This is a genomic window from Sphingomonas naphthae, from assembly GCF_028607085.1.
GTDB classification, from domain to species: domain Bacteria; phylum Pseudomonadota; class Alphaproteobacteria; order Sphingomonadales; family Sphingomonadaceae; genus Sphingomonas_Q; species Sphingomonas_Q naphthae.
The window spans coordinates 550721-568295 of sequence record NZ_CP117411.1 but is presented as its reverse complement, the minus strand read 5'-3'; the positions used below and the strand labels follow the sequence as shown (position 1 = coordinate 568295).

Annotated in this window: 15 protein-coding genes; 11 read left to right on the top strand and 4 right to left on the bottom strand. The window is 67.8% G+C overall.

The window, feature by feature from the left end:
• Window positions 1-52 precede the first annotated feature (52 nt).
• Window positions 53-937 (bottom strand): LysR family transcriptional regulator, encoded by an 885-nt coding sequence (locus PQ455_RS02740; RefSeq protein WP_273688994.1) that lies wholly within the window; start codon window positions 935-937, stop codon window positions 53-55.
• A 333-nt stretch (window positions 938-1270) separates the two neighbouring features.
• On the opposite strand from PQ455_RS02740, the gene PQ455_RS02735 reads away from it, so the two are divergent.
• The 6 genes from PQ455_RS02735 (at window position 1271) to PQ455_RS02710 (ending at window position 7604) form a co-directional block, all read left to right on the top strand.
• Window positions 1271-2023: an ABC transporter ATP-binding protein gene (locus PQ455_RS02735; protein WP_273688993.1), complete on the top strand. Its 753-nt coding sequence runs from the start codon at window positions 1271-1273 to the stop codon at window positions 2021-2023.
• Window positions 2023-2871 carry an ABC transporter permease gene (locus PQ455_RS02730; RefSeq protein ID WP_273688992.1) on the top strand — a complete coding sequence of 283 codons (849 nt, stop codon included), beginning with the start codon at window positions 2023-2025 and terminating at the stop codon, window positions 2869-2871. Before PQ455_RS02735 ends, PQ455_RS02730 begins: the two co-directional genes overlap by 1 nt.
• Window positions 2872-2900: 29 nt before the next feature.
• Window positions 2901-3788, top strand: coding sequence for a TauD/TfdA dioxygenase family protein (locus tag PQ455_RS02725; protein ID WP_273688990.1), 888 nt, complete (start codon window positions 2901-2903; stop codon window positions 3786-3788).
• A 117-nt stretch (window positions 3789-3905) separates the two neighbouring features.
• Window positions 3906-6422, top strand: a complete 2517-nt coding sequence (locus tag PQ455_RS02720) for a TonB-dependent receptor plug domain-containing protein (protein WP_273688988.1) — start codon at window positions 3906-3908, stop codon at window positions 6420-6422.
• A 16-nt stretch (window positions 6423-6438) separates the two neighbouring features.
• Window positions 6439-7407, top strand: a complete 969-nt coding sequence (locus PQ455_RS02715; RefSeq protein WP_273688986.1) for an ABC transporter substrate-binding protein — start codon at window positions 6439-6441, stop codon at window positions 7405-7407.
• Window positions 7404-7604: a glutathione S-transferase N-terminal domain-containing protein gene (locus tag PQ455_RS02710; RefSeq protein WP_273688983.1), complete on the top strand. Its 201-nt coding sequence runs from the start codon at window positions 7404-7406 to the stop codon at window positions 7602-7604. The genes PQ455_RS02715 and PQ455_RS02710 overlap by 4 nt, the downstream gene beginning before the upstream one ends.
• A gap of 4 nt (window positions 7605-7608) precedes the next feature.
• On the opposite strand, the gene PQ455_RS02705 is transcribed toward PQ455_RS02710, so the two are convergent.
• Entirely contained in the window at window positions 7609-8355 is a 747-nt protein-coding gene (locus tag PQ455_RS02705; protein WP_273688981.1) for an SDR family NAD(P)-dependent oxidoreductase, read from the bottom strand.
• Between the two features lie 261 nt (window positions 8356-8616).
• On the opposite strand from PQ455_RS02705, the gene PQ455_RS02700 reads away from it, so the two are divergent.
• Window positions 8617-10800, top strand: a complete 2184-nt coding sequence (locus PQ455_RS02700) for an alpha-amylase family protein (RefSeq protein WP_273688979.1) — start codon at window positions 8617-8619, stop codon at window positions 10798-10800.
• A gap of 13 nt (window positions 10801-10813) precedes the next feature.
• On the opposite strand, the gene PQ455_RS02695 is transcribed toward PQ455_RS02700, so the two are convergent.
• Entirely contained in the window at window positions 10814-11608 is a 795-nt protein-coding gene (locus tag PQ455_RS02695) for an IclR family transcriptional regulator (RefSeq protein ID WP_273688977.1), read from the bottom strand.
• Between the two features lie 257 nt (window positions 11609-11865).
• Between PQ455_RS02695 and PQ455_RS02690 the strand changes: the two genes are divergently transcribed.
• Entirely contained in the window at window positions 11866-13161 is a 1296-nt protein-coding gene (locus PQ455_RS02690) for a glycerate kinase type-2 family protein (protein ID WP_273688976.1), read from the top strand.
• On the opposite strand, the gene PQ455_RS02685 is transcribed toward PQ455_RS02690, so the two are convergent.
• Window positions 13158-14447, bottom strand: coding sequence for an MFS transporter (locus PQ455_RS02685; RefSeq protein WP_273688974.1), 1290 nt, complete (start codon window positions 14445-14447; stop codon window positions 13158-13160). The genes PQ455_RS02690 and PQ455_RS02685 overlap by 4 nt on opposite strands.
• Window positions 14448-14557: 110 nt before the next feature.
• Here PQ455_RS02685 and otnK point away from each other — a divergent pair, with 110 nt between their 5' ends.
• Genes otnK through denD form a run of 3 tightly spaced genes read left to right on the top strand, consistent with a single transcriptional unit; the run spans window position 14558 to window position 17458 of the window.
• Complete coding sequence (gene otnK / locus PQ455_RS02680; RefSeq protein WP_273688972.1) at window positions 14558-15808, top strand: 3-oxo-tetronate kinase; 1251 nt, start codon at window positions 14558-14560, stop codon at window positions 15806-15808.
• Complete coding sequence (gene otnC, locus PQ455_RS02675; protein ID WP_273688970.1) at window positions 15805-16458, top strand: 3-oxo-tetronate 4-phosphate decarboxylase; 654 nt, start codon at window positions 15805-15807, stop codon at window positions 16456-16458. Before otnK ends, otnC begins: the two co-directional genes overlap by 4 nt.
• 19 nt (window positions 16459-16477) lie before the next feature.
• The gene (denD, locus tag PQ455_RS02670) at window positions 16478-17458 is read left to right on the top strand and encodes a D-erythronate dehydrogenase (RefSeq protein ID WP_273688968.1); all 981 of its coding nucleotides are present in this window, start codon (window positions 16478-16480) and stop codon (window positions 17456-17458) included.
• Window positions 17459-17575 lie beyond the last annotated feature (117 nt).

The window sequence follows — 17575 nt, the reverse complement described above, 5'->3', positions numbered from 1 at the left end:
CGGAGGCTGCCATTGGTCCGGGTGAGGGAGGCAGCACCTTGGGGGCGACAGCTCAAAGAACCTTTCGGATGATGCCGCTCAACGCCATGGCCGCCTGCGTCAACCGGCCGAGCATCGGCGGGCGGGCCAGCCAGAGATCGTTGCGCAGCTCGAAATCCTTGATCGGCACCGGCGCGATGCCGCCGCGATGCGCGCTCGCCGGCAGCATGTGCGCCGGCACCAGCCCCAGGCCGAGGCCGGCGGCGACGAGCCCGAGCTGAACCTCCACACCCGCCACATCGAGATTGAGGCGCATCGGCAGGCCCTGCGCGTCGAGCGCGTCGCGCAGGCCGTTGCGGAAGCCGCATTCGCCCGGATTGAGCACCCACCCGCGATCGTGGACCTGCGAGAGACGGTAGCTGGCGGCGGGCAGATCGCCGCTGCGCGCCACCACCGCCATCGGCAGCGGCCCCAGCGGATGGCCGGTGAGCGGCGCCGGCAACTGGCCGAGGCGGGGCAGCACGAGCGCGGCGGCATCGAGTTCGCCGGCTTGCAGGCCGTGGAGCAGCGCCGGCGTCGTCGCGGTCGTCACGCGGATGTCGAGCGCGGGGAATTGCGCGCCGAGTTCGGCGATCGCCCCGATCGCGATCGCCTCGCTCAGGAATTGCGGGATGCCGATCCGCATGCCCCCGGCGGGCGGCGCCGCCTCCTGCACGATCTGGCCGATCTGTTCGAGCTGGCGGAGCGCGCTGCGCGCCTGTTCATGGACGCGCAGGCCGATCGGCGTGGGGCGCGAGGGGCGGGTCTGGCGGCTGAGCAGCTCGACGCCGAGCGAATCCTCGAGATTCTGGATGCGGCGGGTGACGGCGGACTGGGTGAGGCGCAACGCCTCCGCCGCGCGGCTGATCGATTTGTGTTCGACCACGGCGTCGAAGGCGATGATGTCGTCCATCTTCATGGCAGCGATCCCGATGTCTGGATCGGCCATATCCATGCGGCGACGGTATAACAATATGCCCGCCGCGCATATTGTTCGCGCGTTTGCCGCATGATCGCTGACAGGGCATGCGCATAGAATTGCTTCGCCGCGCCCATAGCGCATGTTTAAGCGCCTGATTTATCGGAATTTAGCATCGCATAATCCGCCCGCTATCGCCGGAATGCGATGCTTGACGCGCATAATGAATCATTCTCTACATCATCAGTAGATAAATGAGGTGCGTATGAGACTGCCGCACAGCGCGATCGCTTCCGATCCTCGCCACGCCTCCGCCCGGCGGGGTGGCTGACGATGGCCAGCCCCACCGGCACCGAGCCCGCTGTGAAGATCCGCGCCGCCCACAAGCGCTTCGGCGCGGCCACCGTGCTTGACGGGTTGCACCTCGACATCGCCCCCGGCGAGTTCGTGGCGCTGCTCGGGCGGAGCGGTTCGGGCAAGACGACCTTGCTGCGCGCCATCGGCCGGCTCGATCGCCTCAACAGCGGGTCGATCGACGCGCCGCTCGCCATCGCGACCGTCTTTCAGGAACATCGCCTGCTGCCGTGGAAGCGGGCGTGGCAGAATGTCGTGCTGGGCCTGCGCGGCCCCGATGGCCGCCGCCGGGCCGAGGCCGCGCTGGCCGAGGTCGGCCTCGCCGATCACGCCGATGCGTGGCCCGCGACGCTTTCGGGCGGCCAGGGCCAGCGCGTGGCGCTCGCCCGCGCGCTGGTGCGCGAACCCAAGCTGCTGCTGCTCGACGAACCCTTCGGCGCGCTCGATGCCCTCACCCGCATCTCGATGCACCGGCTGGTCCGCAAGCTCTGCGCCGCGCACAATCCCGCCGTCCTGCTGGTCACCCACGATGTCGATGAGGCGGTGACCCTGGCCGATCGCGTGCTGGTCCTGTCCGAAGGGCGGATCGGCCATGAGGAGGTGATCCACCTCCCCGCGCCGCGCTCGCCCGATCATGTCGAATTCCGCGCGATCCGCCGTCGCCTGCTCGAGCAGCTCGGCGTGGACGAGGCGCCGGATGGCCCCGTCCGCCTGCTGCGGGGGGTTTCCTGATGGCCACCCACGCCCTCCAGGCCGCGCCGCCCGCCGTGCCGTTCGAGGAACCCGCCGCCCCCCGCGCCGTCGATCGGCTGCGCGGCGCGGTCGATCGATCGCGGCTGCTGAGCCCCGTTCTGTTGCTGCTCGTGTGGGAAGCGGCCTCGCGCATCGGCTGGATCCCCGGCGACGTGGTGCCCGCCCCCTCGGCGATCCTGGAGGCGGCGTTGGAGCTGGTCCTGTCCGGCAAGCTCGCCAGCCATCTGGCGATCTCGCTCCAGCGATCGGCCATCGGCCTCGCGATCGGCCTGTCCGCCGGGGTGATCGTCGCGCTGATCGCCGGCCTGTCGCGGCGGGGCGAGATGGCGGCCGATCCGCTGATGCAGATATTGCGGATGCTGCCCTTCCTCGGCGTGATCCCGCTGTTCATCCTGTGGTTCGGCATCGGCGAGACCACCAAGGTGCTGCTGATCGCGCTGGCGGTGAAGACGCCGATCTACCTCAACCTCTACGGCGGCATCCGTGGCGTCGATCGCAAGCTGATCGAGGCGGCGCGCAGCCTGGGCCTCAACCGCAGCGAGCTGATCTGGCACGTCATCCTGCCGGGTGCCCTCCCCTCCTTCTTCGTCGGCCTGCGCTATGCGCTCGGCGTGTCGCTGCTCGCGCTGATCGCGGTGGAGCAGATCAACGCCACCTCGGGCATCGGCTACCTCATCAACGAGGCGCGCGACTTCATGCGCACCGACGTCATCATGGTCGGCCTGCTCGTCTACAGCCTGCTCGGCCTGCTGACCGACGCCTTCGTCCGCCTGCTCGAGCGGCACACGCTCGCCTGGCGCCCCAGCATCTTCACCGATCCCGCCTGATCGTCCCGATCCAACCCAGGAGACTTCTTATGGCCACCGCTCCCATCTTTTCCCCCTACCAGCAGGGCGAACTCACCGTCACGCCCGTCCAACCAACGCTGGGCGCCGAGATCAGCGGCGTCGATCTCAGCCAGCCGCTCGAACAGCCTGTCGTCGACGAGATCCGCGCGCTGCTCGTGAAGCACAAGGTGATCTTCTTCCGCGATCAGCACATCACCCGCGAGCAGCAGCTGGCCTTCACCACCCGCTTCGGCCCGCCGGTGATCCACCCGCTCCAGCAGCTGCGCGAGAAGCGCCGCCAGCAGGATCTGCCCGAGGGCGTCCACGCCATCGTCCCGCCCAGCAAGGAGGACGATTATGTCGAGAAGACCCGCACCTGGCACGCCGACGGCAGCTGGACCTCGCCGATCGCCTTCGCGACCAGCCTGCGCGCCGTGCATGTGCCCGACGTGGGCGGCGACACGATCTTTGCCGACACCGGCTCGATCTATCGCGCGCTGCCGGACCGCTTGAAGGCCAGGCTGGAAGGGCTTTTCATCGCCCACGAATATAAGGATCTCTACCGCAAGGGCGTGGCGCATCCGATCATCGCGCACCCGGCGGTCATCAATCACCCGGAGACGGACGAGGATCTGCTGTTCGTCGATTTCATCATGTTCCCCACGATCATCGGCCTCGATCGCGCCGAGGGCGAGGCGCTGCTGACCGAGCTGTACGAGGAAGTGCAGCGCCCCGAGCATCACGTCCGCTTCCACTGGAAGGAAGGCTCGATCGCCGTGTGGGACAATCGCTCGACGCTCCACACCGCGATCCGCGACTATGGCGATTTCCCCCGCGTGATGGAGCGCGTCGTGGTCGGCAGCGATTACGTGCCGTTCCGCGACCCGGCCCGCCGCTTCACGCTGCCCGCCGCCTAACCACCCACCACATCTGCCGATCCGGGGCCGGCGCGGCCCCGGACGACCCGTTCGTCCGAAAAGGGGGACGCGCGGACGATCCCGTGCGCCACGGGGCCATCCAGCCGAAAGACCGACATGTCACGCAAGATCGTTTCACCCCCGTGGATCAACGGCCTGGGCTTTGCCGTCGTCTTGGCAACCGCCGGCAGCGCAGGGGCCGAGCCCGCGCCTGCCCCCACCCCTGCCCCTGCCCCCGCCGCCCCGGCGGAGGAGCAATCCGACACCATCGTCGTCACCGGCACGCGCGGCAGCGGCCGCATCGTCGCCGACAGCCCCGTGCCGATCAACGTGCTCAGCGCCGACCAGCTCGCCCGCGCCGGCGGCGCCAATACCGCGCTGAAGGATGCGCTGGAGAGCCTCGCCCCGTCCTTCGTGGTCAACACGCGCGGCAATGCGACGTGGGGCACCGTTTCCAAGCCCGCCGGCCTGCGGGGCCTGAGCGGCGCGCATGTGCTCGTGCTGGTCGATGGCAAGCGGCGGCACAACAGCGCCCTGCCCTTCTCCGCCGCCGACAGCCAGGCGATCGGCGCCAATTCGGTCGATCTCGATCTGATCCCGATGAGCGCGATCGACCATATCGAAATCCTGCGCGACGGCGCGGCCGCCCAATATGGATCGGACGCGATCGCGGGCGTCATCAACATCATCCTGAAATCCTCCGCCAAGGGCGGATCGCTGGGGCTTACGCTCGGCCAGCGGTACAAGTTCGAGGGGCGGCAGGATGGCGAGACCGTCTATGCCAGCGGCAATATCGGGCTGCCGGTCGGCGGAACCGGCGGTTTCCTCAACCTCTCGTTCGACGTGAAGAAGCAGGACTGGACGTTGCGGGTGAACCCCTCGACCCAGACCTTCTTCTTCCCCGTCAACGGCCAGCCCGATCCGCGCGAGGCGACGATCGACAAGCGCGTGTTCCGGGGCGGCACGCCCAAGATCAAGGCGTTCAACCTGTTCGCCAATGCCGCTTTGCCGCTGAGCGAGACGGTGACCGCCTATGCCACCGGCTCGTTCGGCCAGCGCGACGGCGAACTGGGGCAGAGCCACCGCCTCGCCAACACCGTCAACGTCATTCCCCAGCTGCTGCCGGCCAGCGGCGTGCTGCAACCCACCACGCAGCTGAAGGAGGAGGATTATCAGCTCACCGCCGGCATCAAGGGCGAACTGGGGCGCGGATCGTGGGATTTGAGCAGCACCTACGGCCGCAACCGCGTGAACCTGTTCGAGAATAATTCGGTGAACCCCTCGCTCGGCCTGTCCTCGCCGAGCGACTTCCAGACCTTCACGCCGATCTTCACCCAATGGACCAACAATCTCGATTTCACCCAGCCGGTAGACGTCGGCCTGGCCGAACCGCTTCAGATCTCGCTGGGGCTGGAGCATCGCTACGAGCGGTTTCAGGTGAAGATCGGCGATCCGCTGGCCTTTGCCAACGGCGGCTACATCTTCCCCAGCGGGCCGCTCGCGGGGCAGGCCGCGTCGATCGGCGCGCAGGCGGCGGTGCTGGTGCTGCCCGAGGACGCGGCCGACCTGAAGCGCGACAATTTCGCCGGCTACGTCGATCTTGGCGCGCAGGTGACGCCCAATTGGTATGTCGCCGTCGCCGGCCGCTACGAACATTATACCGACAGCGCGGGCGACACCTGGAGCGGCAAGCTCACCTCGCGCTACGATCTGACGCCCACGCTGGCGGTGCGCGGCACGGTCAGTAACGGCTTCCGCGCGCCGTCCCTGTCGCAGACGGGCTTCGCGACGGGGTCTCAGACGCCGGCGATCGTCAACGGCCAGATCGCGGGCATCACCAGCCAGCGTAATGCCAAGCCGGATTCGCCGCTCGGCCTCGCGCTCGGCGCCACCCCGCTCAAGCCGGAGAAGTCGTTCAACCTGAGCGGCGGCATCAGCTTCCAGCCGGGGCGGAACTTCACGCTGGATATCGACGCCTATCAGATCGATCTGGACGACCGCATCGCCCGCACCACCACCTTCCGGGGCACCGGCATCGCCGCCATCCTGCGCGCCAACGGCTTCGATCCCAATCAGGCGGTGTCGTACAACACCAACGCCATCGACACCCGCACGCGCGGCCTCGACGTGGTCGCCGCCTACACGCTGCGGCTGGCTGACTCCGGCCTCGGCACGATCCGCTGGAACCTCGGTTTCAATTACAACAAGACGACGATCCGGAAGATCAAGGATACGCCCGCCCAGCTTTCCGCGATCGGGCTTACGCTCTTCGATCGGGTGGCGCAGAGCAATTACACCGTCAGCCTGCCGCGCACCAAGCTGATCCTCGGCGCCGACTGGAATATCAAACGCTTCGACCTGTCGTTCAAATCGACCCGCTATGGCGGGGTGCAACTGCTCACCGACAATGCCGCCAGCGACCAGAAATATGGCGCCAAATGGATCAGCGACGTCGAGATCGGCTATCGCCTGACCGAGCAGTTCACCCTGGCGATCGGCGCGAACAATGTGTTCGACGTCTATCCCGATCGCAGCACCGTGCCCGACGTCATCGGATCGCAGCGCTACGCCAACAACAGCCCGTTCGGCTATTTCGGCGGCTTCTACTACGCCCGCGCCGGGCTAAAATTCTGATCCGATGGAGAGCCCCATGATCGCACGGCGACCGCTCCTGCTCGGCCTCGCCTCGCTACCCCTCCTGCTGGCCGGCTGCGGCCGGGGGGAAGGGACCGGCGGGCGAACGAGCATCGTCTTCGGCGAGCAACGCTCGATGCGTCCGATGGGGGATGCGTCCAGGGTGATGGAAGGCGCGCCCTACGACTTCAAATGGGCGACCTTCGCCACCCCATCGGTCATCTTCGAGGCGTTTCGATCGGGCGATGTCGATGTCGCCTCGTCGAACGACATCACCATCCTCAACGCGGCGGCCAACGGCGTGAAGCTGAAGATCGTCGGCGCCATGCTGGGCGGCCTGCAAAAGGCCGTCGGCATCGTCGTGAAGAAGGATCTGCCCGTCCGCACGGTGAAGGATCTCAAGGGCCGCAAGATCATCGTCTCCTCGGCGCGCGGCGGCAGTGGCGACAATATGCTCCACGGCGCGCTGCGCGAGGCGGGGCTTTCGGCCGGGGACGTGACGATCAGCTACGCCCCCTTCATCGATTCGATTGCCGCCTTCAAATCCGACGCGATCGACGTGCTGGTGACCAACGATCCCTATCTCATCGTCGCCGAACAGCATGGCGGGCGGGTGATCCGCAACGGCGTCGGGCTGAACGCCGGCCTCGCGCTGATCGTCGCTTCGGACGCGGCGCTCGCCGATCCGGCGAAGCGCGCCGCCATCGGCGACATGCTGGGGCGGCTCGATCGCGGCGTCGATTGGGCGCGGGATCACCCGGAAGAATATGCCCGCTATTACGCCAGGGCCTTCTCCGTCGATCTGTCGCTGGTGGAGGAGATGCAGCGGCGGACGGTGTTCCGCATGGAGCCGATCAGCCCCGAGATCGTCGCGCTGACCCAGAAGGTCGCCGACGGCCTCGTCACCGGCGGTTTCTGGCCGAAACCGCTCGACGTCCGCCCCTTCTTCGACGCCACCGTCTTCCAGCAAAAGGCCCCCACATGAGCCTCACCCTCTATTGCAGCCCGACCTCGCCCTTCGCCCGCAAGGTGCGGATCGCGCTCATCGAACTCGGCCTGCACGATCGGGTGGAGGAGATCGTCGTCAATCCGTTCGTCTGGCGCGAAGGCCGCGCACCGCTGGCGGAATGGTACGCGATCGTGTCCCAGCGGCCGTCGAGCGTGGCGACGGCGCCGGCCTGAACGGTCAGTCCGCGCGGGCGACCTGGAATCCCGCGAAGGACTGGCTGACCGGCATCAGTTCGAGCCGGTTGATGTTGAGATGCGGCGGCAGCGAGGCGACCCACAATACGGTCGCCGCAATGTCGTCCGCCGTCATCGGATCGGCGCCGGCGTAGAGCTTGTCCGATGCCGCCGCATTGCCGCCGGTGCGGACGAGCGTGAACTCCGTCTCGACCATGCCGGGCTCGATCGAACAAACCCGGACGCCGGTGCCGTGGAGATCGCTCCGCAGGCCGAGCGAAAATTGCTGCACGAAGGCCTTGGTGCCGCCGTAGACGTTGCCGCCGGTATAGGGATAGGTCGCCGCGACCGATGCGATGTTGACGATCGCGCCCTTGCGCTCGATCAGCCCCGACAACAGCCGGTGCGTGATCGCGACGAGCGCCGAGACATTGGTCTCGATCATCGTCTGCCACTGGCCGAGATCGGCCTGTTGCGCGGGGGCGGTGCCCAGAGCGAGGCCGGCATTGTTCACGAGCAGGTCGATGCCCCGGAAATCCTCCGGCAGCGCATCGAGCGTGGCGGCGGTCGCATCGGCATCGCGCACGTCGAACGCCGCGACATGGATCTGCGCGCCGATGGAAGCAGCCAACGCCTCGAGCCGCTCGGCCCGCCGGCCCGTCGCCACGACGCGCCACCCCGCCCCCGCAAGCGCCCGAACCGTCGCTTCACCGATGCCCGACGTCGCGCCGGTGACCAATGCCGTTTTCATGCCAACTCCCAAGCGGTAACTCCGAGAGGACATTACAGACGGAAAAATTCCGAGGCGACATCTTTCAGAGGCGATCGACGAGGTCCGCAGTTCGCGCTGTCGTAAGCCAGCGATCTGCATCCCACTAGGCGGAATGCCGTGCATGACCGATGGCCTCCTGCGATGTTCCAAGAGAGAAACCGGTTCGGTAGCCATCGCTTCCGGCGAACGAGGACTGACGTATGATCTGGAACCTGGGGATATCGGTGGGCTATCGTCGCGATGCGTAACGCCCTGTCTCGTCGATCGGTCTTGTCGGCGGGTGTCGTCGGGATCGGCGCGATCATGGCGCCATCGTCACCGGCAGCCGCCCGGCGGCCGGGCGGCAAGGCCGGCTGGGAGACCGATGCCCTGCGCTGGGCCCAGGTCGCGTTTACCGAGGATGATCCCGGCCGGTACGATCCTGCTTTCTGGCGGGATTATTTCCAGCGGACGAAGGCCGAGGCGGTGTGCCTGAGCGCCGGCGGAAGCATCGCTTTCTATCCGAGCAGGCTGGCCGACCAGAACCGCAGCGCCGGCCTCGGCGATCGCGATCCGTTCGGGGAGATGGTGAGGATCGCGCGCGATCTCGACATGGCGGTGATGGCGCGGATCGATCCGCATGCGATGACGCAGGCGCAGCTCGACAAACATCCCGAATGGGTCGCGCGCAACCCGGATGGGTCGCCGCGCCGGCACTGGGCGGCGAAGGATCTGTACGTCACCTGCGGCAATGGGCCGTTCAACTTCGATTTCATGACCAAGGTTATCGGCGAGATCACCACGCGCTATCGCGCCGACGGCATCTTCGGCAATCGCTGGTCGGGCCATGGCGGCTGCTATTGCGAGAGCTGCCGGACCTTGTTCAAGGCGGCGACCGGCCATCCCCTGCCGACGAGCGACGACCCGGCCGATCCCGTCCGCCGCGCCTTCATGACATGGGAGCATGACAGGCTGCTGCTGTTGATCGACCATTGGAACCGCGCCATCGTCGCGGCCAATCCGAACGCCTTCTTCGTGCCCGGCGTCGATGCCCGTCCCGGCCCCAAGCTGGACCTCGATGTCGCCGAACTCGGCAAACGATGCCGGATGTTCGTGATCGACCGGCAGGCGCGGGTGGCGCTTCAGGCGCCGTGGCTCAACGGCAAGTTCGCCAAGGAAACGCGCGCCTTCATGGACGCCAAGCCGATCTGCGGGCTCAGCAGCGTGGGCGTCGAGGAGACCTATCGCTGGAAGGATTCCGTGCAGGGCGCGGCCGAGTTGAAGATCTGGATGGCGGACGGGCTGGCGCAGGGGCTGCGGCCGTGGTTCGCCAAGTTCAACGCCAAGCCGATCGACACGCGCTGGATGCCGGTCGTCGAGAAGATCTTCCTCTGGCACGCGCGCAACGAGCGCTATTTCCGCAACGAGGCCAATCTGGCGAGGGTGGCGATCCTCGCCTCGCCGCGCACCGCCGCATTCTATTACAAGAAGACCGGCCACAAGCGCGACGACGATCATACGCTGGGCTATTATCAGGCGCTGATCGAGGCGCGCATCCCGTTCGAGGCGGTGCACACCAGCCGGCTCGATCGACTGAGCCGGTTCGACGTGCTGGTGATGCCCAATGTCGCGGCGCTATCCGATGCGGAATGCGCGCAGATCCGGGCGTTCGTGATGAACGGCGGCACGATCGTCGCCACGCAGGAGACCTCGCTCTACGACGAATGGGGCGTGCGGAGGGCGAATTTCGGGCTGGCGGACCTGTTCGGCTGCGACTTCGCCGGGACGATCGAGCCGCGCATGCAGAATGCCTATCTGGCGCTGCACGGCGACGGGCCGATCCGCCGCGATCTGACGGATACGCCGCGCACGATCGGGCCGGTCTCGCGGGTGCATGTGACCGCCCGCGCGCCGCTCGCGGAGACGCCGCTCACCCTGATCCCGACCTATCCCGATCTGCCGATGGAGCGGGTCTACACCGAGGGCGACGGGGACAGCGGCGCGCCGATGCTGTTCCTGCGACAGATAGGCAAGGGCAAGGTCGCCTATATGCCGATGGACCTCGACCGGACCTTTCAGGAGATCATGGCGCCCGATCATCTCGCGATCCTGCGCAACGTCGTCGAATGGGCGATGCCCGCGCCTCCGCCGCTTCAGGTCGAGGGGCCGGGCCTGTTCGATATCGCGCTGTGGCGGCAGAAGGGATCACTCACGGCGCATATCGTCAACATGACCAACCCGATGACGATGAAGGGGCCGTATCGCGACATCCTGCCGAGCGGCAGGCTCTCTGTCTCGATTGCCCTGCCCGCCGCCACGCCGATCGCGCGGGTGCGGCTGCTGGAGGCGGATGCCGACGTGGCCTATGTGCGCGAGGGTGACCGGTTGCGGGTGGAAATCCCCTCGGTCGCAGTCCACGAGATCGTCGCGATAGATTTGATCTGAAAGATCGGCGGGCTCAGGCCGCGAGCAGCCCGCCGATATCGTGGGTCATCCGCTGTGCCGCCAGCGCGAGGGTACGCCCCAGCCCGGCCAGCCGCTGTTCGGAGAGGCGCGCGACGCTGCCCGACATCGAGAGCGAGGCGCGCACCCGCCCCTTGCGATCGAACACCGGCGCCGCGACGCAGCGCATGCCGAGCAGATTTTCCTGATTGTCGATCGCATAGCCGCGCGCGCGGATCGCCGACAGTTCGGACGCCAGCGCGTTCTTTTCGGTGATGGTGAGCGAGGTGCGGCGGCCGAGTTCGTGGCGTGACAGGAAGGCGTTGCGATCCAGTTCGTCCCAATGCGCCAGCAGCACCTTGCCCGAGGCCGACGCATGCATCGGCAGCGAACTGCCGGGTGCCGCCGCGATCCGCGAATTCACCGGCCGCGCCTGGCCCACATAGGTCACCCCGGACGGATCGGCGACGGCGATGCTGACCGTCTCGCCCGCGTCGATCATCAGCGATCGCATGATCGGCCGGCCGAGCCGCCCCAGATCGCGCGACTGGACGAAGGCCGAGCCGAGCGAGAAACCCTGCACGCCGATCATCCAGCGATTGGTGGTGGTGTCGAATTCGACGTAGCGCAGCGCGTTCATCGTCGTCAGCAGGCGATGCGCGGTCGAGCGCGGCAGGCGCGTGGTCTTGGCCACTTCGGTCAGGGTCAGGCCGTTCTCGTCCGCCGCGAGCGTATCGAGAATGCTGAAGGCCCGCACCAGCGACTGGACCTGGCCGAGCCGCTCACCGCCGTCTTCACATGTTTCAGACATAACGTGCATGTCCTCTCCCCGTTCGGTCCGCTCCATCGAGAGAGCGATTCTCCTACGTTGGCTGTCGTCTAGCATCGCCGACTTGGCAGGGCAATATCTGGCTGGTTGTCAGACAGGTTAAATTCGCTTCCCACCTAGCGGGAGGATGATGGTTGCGCGCGGGCGGCCATCGCAACCATAGCGGACGGCACCATTTTCGAGCTTCGGGGCGAGCAGGCCATGCACAGCGATGCGATGATCTTTTGGATGGCGCGGGCGTGGTAGACGACTCGCTCAAGGCCATCCTCGCCGACATCCACCGCGCCGGCGTGGTCGCGGCATCGGGGCAGGATCTCATCCTTCGTCACTCCCGCTTCGATGGGGACGGCTGGACCTACGGCGATGGTGCCGATGCGCTGCGCTGGGATATTCCACGCGACGGCAAGCTCGTGGTGGTCGGCGCCGGCAAGGCGGCCGCGTCGCTGGCCGAGGGCCTGGAGGCGGTGTTCGGCGACCGGATCGATCGCGGCTGCGTGGTGGTGAAATATGGCCATGGCGGCGATCTGCGGCACATCCGGCTGCTGGAGGCCGCCCATCCCATTCCCGACGCGGCCAGCGTGGCGGCAACCCGCGCGATGCGCGAATGTCTCGAAGGGCTCGGCCCGGACGATCGGGTGATCGTGGCGCTGACAGGCGGTGCCTCGTCGCTGCTGGTGGCGCCCCGCCCGCCCCTGACCCTCGCCGACAAGGCGCGCGTGTCCGAATTGCTGATCGCGTCGGGTGCGTCGATCGAGGAGATCAACCGGGTGCGGCGGCGCCTTTCCGAAGTGAAGGGCGGCGGGCTGCTCGATGGGATGGGCGGGGCGAGTTCGCTGACGCTGGCCATATCCGATGTGCCGACGCGCGATCTGGCGATGATCGGCTCCGGCCCCACCGTGCGCCCCGATCCGGGCGACGAGCCGCCGATGGCGGTGATCGATCGCTATGGGATCGCCGATCGGCTGCCCGCCGCCGTGCTGGCGCTGCTGGAGGAGGAGCCTGAGACCCCTGCCCTGCCCGCCGGCAGGCACGAGCATCTGATCCTCGCCGATAGCGGATCGGCGCTCACCGGGGCCGCCGCCAGAGCCGAGGCCCTTGGCTATGCCGTAACCGTGTTCGACGACGCCATGACCGGCAACACCCATGACGCGGCCAACCGCTTCGCCGAAGCGCTCATCGCCGGGCGCGGCCCATCCGTGCTGCTGGCGGTCGGCGAGACGACGCTGAAGGTGACCGGATCGGGGCGCGGCGGGCGCAATCAGGAATTCGCGCTGGTGGCCGCCAAGGCGCTTGAGGGTACGGCCGATGTCGCGCTGCTCTCCTCGGGCACCGATGGCACCGATGGCCCGACCGACGCCGCCGGCGCCTTCGTGGATGGCGACACGATCGGCCGGTCCCTTGCCGCCGGCCTAGACCCCGCCACTACTCTGGCGAACAATGATTCCTACACGTTGTTCGGCCGGCTGGGCGAGCTGCACATGACGGGGCCGACGGGCACCAACGTGATGGATCTGGTCGTCGGCATCCGCCGCTAGGCGGAGCGGCCGGGCGCCCGCGCCGTCACGACGAGCAGCGCGCCGACGACCAGTACGAAGGCCAGCGCCCACATGCCCGAGGCGGTGGCGCCCGTGCGGTCGTTGAGCCAGCCGACCACCATCGGGCTGACGAAGCCCGCCAGATTGCCGACCGAATTGATCGCGGCGATGCCGATCGCGGCGGAGACGCCCTGGAGCATCGTCGTCGGCAGATTCCAGAACAGGGGCGTGGCCGTGAGGATCGCGGCCGCGGCGACGCACAGGATGGCGATCGAGGCGCCCGTGCTGCCGTGGGCGAGCGGCGCCAGCGCGATCGCGGCGGCGCCGACGACCATGGGCAGGATGAGGTGCCAGCGCCGTTCCTGCCGCAGATCGGAGCTGCGGCTGACGAGCAGCATGGTCACCACCGCCGCCGCATAGGGCAGGCTGGCGTAGAGGCCGATCACCCAGGTCGGCGCGTCGCTCACCCCGGAGACGAGGGTCGGCAGCCAGAAGGTGATGCCATATTGGCCCATGATGCAGCAGAAATAGATGGCGGCGAAGCGCAACACCGCCGGATCGGCGACGAGATCGCGCAGCCCGGCATGGGCGGGCGCATCCGGCCGATGATCGTGCGCCAGCCGTTCGGCGAGGCGGCGCTTCTCGTCCTCGCTCAGCCATTTGGCGTCCACCACGCGGGAATCGAGCACGAAGGGGACGCACAGGCCCAGCAGCAGCGCGGGCAGCGCCTCGGCCACCAGCATCCAGCGCCAGCCCGCCCAGCCCATCAGCCCGTCCATCCCCGACATCAGGAAGCCCGAGATCGGCGTGCCGACGACCCCGGCGATCGGGATCGCGGTCATGAACATGGCCACGATTCGCCCGCGCCGCGCCGAGGGATACCAGTAAGTGAGATAGAGGATGATGCCGGGGAAGAAGCCCGCCTCGGTCACGCCCAGCAGGAAGCGGGCGACGTAGAAGGAGACCGGCCCCTGCGCGAGCGCGCACCCGGCCGAGACGATCGCCCAGCTGACCATGATCCGCGCGATCCAGACCCGTGCGCCGAGGCGATAGAGCAAGGCGTTGCTCGGCACTTCGAACAGGAAATAGCCGATGAAGAAGATGCCGGCACCCAGCCCGAACACCGCCTCGCTCAATCCCAGATCGTGGGACATACCGAGCTTGGCGATGCCCACGTTGATGCGATCGAGGTAGGCCACGGCATAGCAGATCATGAGGAACGGCAGGAACCGCCGCGTCACCTTGCGATAGAGCGCATCCTCGCCGTCGGTCCGTTCGCGCTCCAAAACCATCCTCCCAATCTTATCGTTCCTGTCGAGTTGCCAGACAGATTTTTTTATGTCAACGCCGTCGCAAAGATCACCAAGACGGTTTCACGAAGGGGACGGACGCGGCGATGACTGTGCTGCTGGGTTGCATCGCCGACGATCTCACCGGGGCCTCCGATCTGGCGGGCGAACTCGTCGCGCGCGGGATGCGGACGATGCAGGTGATGGGCATCCCCAATGAGGCTTTGCCCGACGATCTCGACGCGGTGGTGGTTGCCCTCAAGTCGCGCACCACGCCGGTGGCCGAGGCGGTCGGCGAAAGCCTCGCGGCGCTGCGCTGGCTGCGGGAGAGTGGCTGCGAGCGCATCTTCTTCAAATATTGCTCCACCTTCGATTCCACCCCCCAGGGCAATATCGGCCCCGTGCTGGAGGCGCTGGCCGCCGAGTTGGGCGCGGATTTCAGCATCGCCTGCCCCGCCTTCCCCGCCAACCGGCGGACGGTGTATCAGGGCCACCTGTTCGTCGGCGACCGGCTGCTCAACGAGAGCGGGATGGAGAACCATCCGCTGACCCCGATGAAGGACGCCGATCTGGTCCGCGTGTTGCAGGCGCAGATCACGGGCAAGGCCGGGCTCATCCCACTGGGTGAGATACGGGCGCGCTCCGTCGCCGCGAAGGCCCAGGCGCTGATCGCGGCCGGCACCACCGTCGCGATCGCCGACGCCATCGATGACGGCGATCTGGCGATCGTGGGCGCCTATTGCGCCGGCCTGCCGCTCACGTCGGGCGCGTCAGGGCTGGGCGTGGCGGTCGGGGCGGCGCTGATGGGCGCGGACGCGGGCGGCGCCCCTGCCCCGCTGCCGGCGCTCGGCGGGCGACGGGCGGTGATCTCGGGAAGCTGTTCGCTCGCGACGCGTCGACAGGTCGCCGCCGTGCGCGAGCGGATGCCGGCCTGTCGGATCGCGCTCGACGAGGGTGAAACACCCGCCACGCTGATCGCCAGGGCGCGGGACTGGATCGCAGCGCAGGCCGGAGACGGCCCAATCCTGATCTATTCCACCGCCGATCCCGCCGAAGTCGCCCGCCAGCGCGCGCTCGATCCGAACGCCAGCGCGGTGCTGGAAGAGGTGCTGGCCGAGATCGCCGCGCATCTCGTCGACCAGGGCGCCCGCGCGCTGGTGGTGGCGGGCGGCGAGACGTCGGGCGCCGTGGTGCAGCGGCTGGGCGTCACGCGGCTCAGGATCGGGCCGGAGATCGATCCGGGCGTGCCATGGACGATCGGCGGCGGCGGGCCGAACGACCGGTTGCTGCTCGCGCTCAAGTCGGGGAATTTCGGGTCGGACGATTTCATGTCCAAGGCCTGGGAGATGTTACCATGACCGATCGGGAAGCAGCGGCGCGGGCCGAGATGGTCGAAAGCGGCCGGTCCCTGTTCGATCGCGGCCTCGCCACCGGCAGCAGCGGCAACATCAGCGTGCGGCTGGAGGACGGCACGATCCTCATCACGCCGACCGACATCAGCCTCGGCGCGCTGGACCCCGACGCGATCGCCAAGGTCGATGCCGCCGGCGCCGTGATCGGCGGGCCGAAGCCCTCCAAGGAGGCGTTCCTCCACCGTGCCATCTATGCGGCGCGGCCGGCGGCGCAAGGCATCGTCCACCTCCACGCGACCCATTCGGCCGCCATTTCCTGCATGGCGGGCCTGTCGCCCGACGACTGCCTGCCGCCGCTGACGGCCTATTTCGTGATGAAGATCGGCCGCCTGCCGCTCATCCCCTACCATCGCCCCGGCGACGAACGGCTGACCGACGCGATCATGCGGATCGCGCCCGATCATCCCGCGATGCTGCTCGCCAACCACGGGCCGATCGTGTCGGGCGCCTCGCTGCGCCACGCGATGAACCGGATCGAGGAGCTGGAGGAAACCGCCAAGCTGTTCCTGCTGCTGCGCGGATCGCCGACCAGCCCGCTCACCCCAGACCAGATCGACGATCTCGACGCGACATTCGGCGCCGCCTCGCAAAGCTGACCACAAGGATAGACTGCCCATGAACATCGTCATCACCGGCGGCACCGGCTTCCTCGGCCTGCGGCTGGCGCGCGCGCTGCTGGACGGCGGCGTGCCCCGGCCCGACGGCACAATGGCGCCAGTCACGAAACTGACGCTGGTGGATCGGGTGGAGACGATGGTGCTGTCCTCCCCGCTGGTCGAGCAGACGATCGGCGACATCGCCGACCCCGCCTTCGTCGATACGCTCATCTCGCCCGAGGTGGACGTGGTGTACCACCTCGCCGCCGTCGTCAGCGGGGAGGCCGAGGCGAATTTCGACCTGGGGATGCGGGTCAATGTCGATGCCTCGCGGTACATTCTGGAGGTCTGTCGCAAGGCGGGCCATGCGCCCCGCGTGGTGTTCACCAGCTCGGTCGCGGTGTTCGGCCCCAGCGGCGCGGGGGACGAGGAGCCGTCGGTCGACCCCCGCTCCTCCTACGGCATGGAAAAGGCCGTCGCCGAGCTGCTACTGAAGGATTATGCGCGGCGCGGCTTCGTCGATGGCGTGGTGCTGCGCCTGCCGACGATCAGCGTGCGGCCGGGCAAGCCCAACAAGGCCGCCTCCTCCTTCGCCAGCGGCATCATCCGCGAGCCTTTGTCCGGCGTCGCCGCCGATTGCCCGGTCTCGCCCGAGACGATGCTGTGGCTGCTCTCCCCGCGTCGCGCGATCACCAATCTGATCCATGCCGCCGGCCTCGATACCGCCGCGCTGGCGACCGACCGGATCATCAACCTGCCCGGCATCACGGTGACGGTGGAGCAGATGCTCGCCGCGCTGGCCCGCCATGGCGGTGAGGCTGCGCGCGGCCGGATCGCGATGCGGCACGACGAAGCGGTGGAACGGATCGTGAGCAGCTGGCCGCGCCGCTGGGACGACACGCCGGCGCGCGCCCTGGGCTTCACCGGCGACATCGATTTCGACGAGATCGTGCAGGCTTTCATCGACGACGATCTGCCGGCGATGACGGCGGCCGCCTGAGCCGCTTCCGGCGCATTTTCGTAACCGTTCGTGTCGAGCGAAGTCGAGACACCTGTGCGCGGGGCACGCCCCTCGACTTCGCTCGGGACGAACGGTGTAAGATTGCCTCGCTTCGTT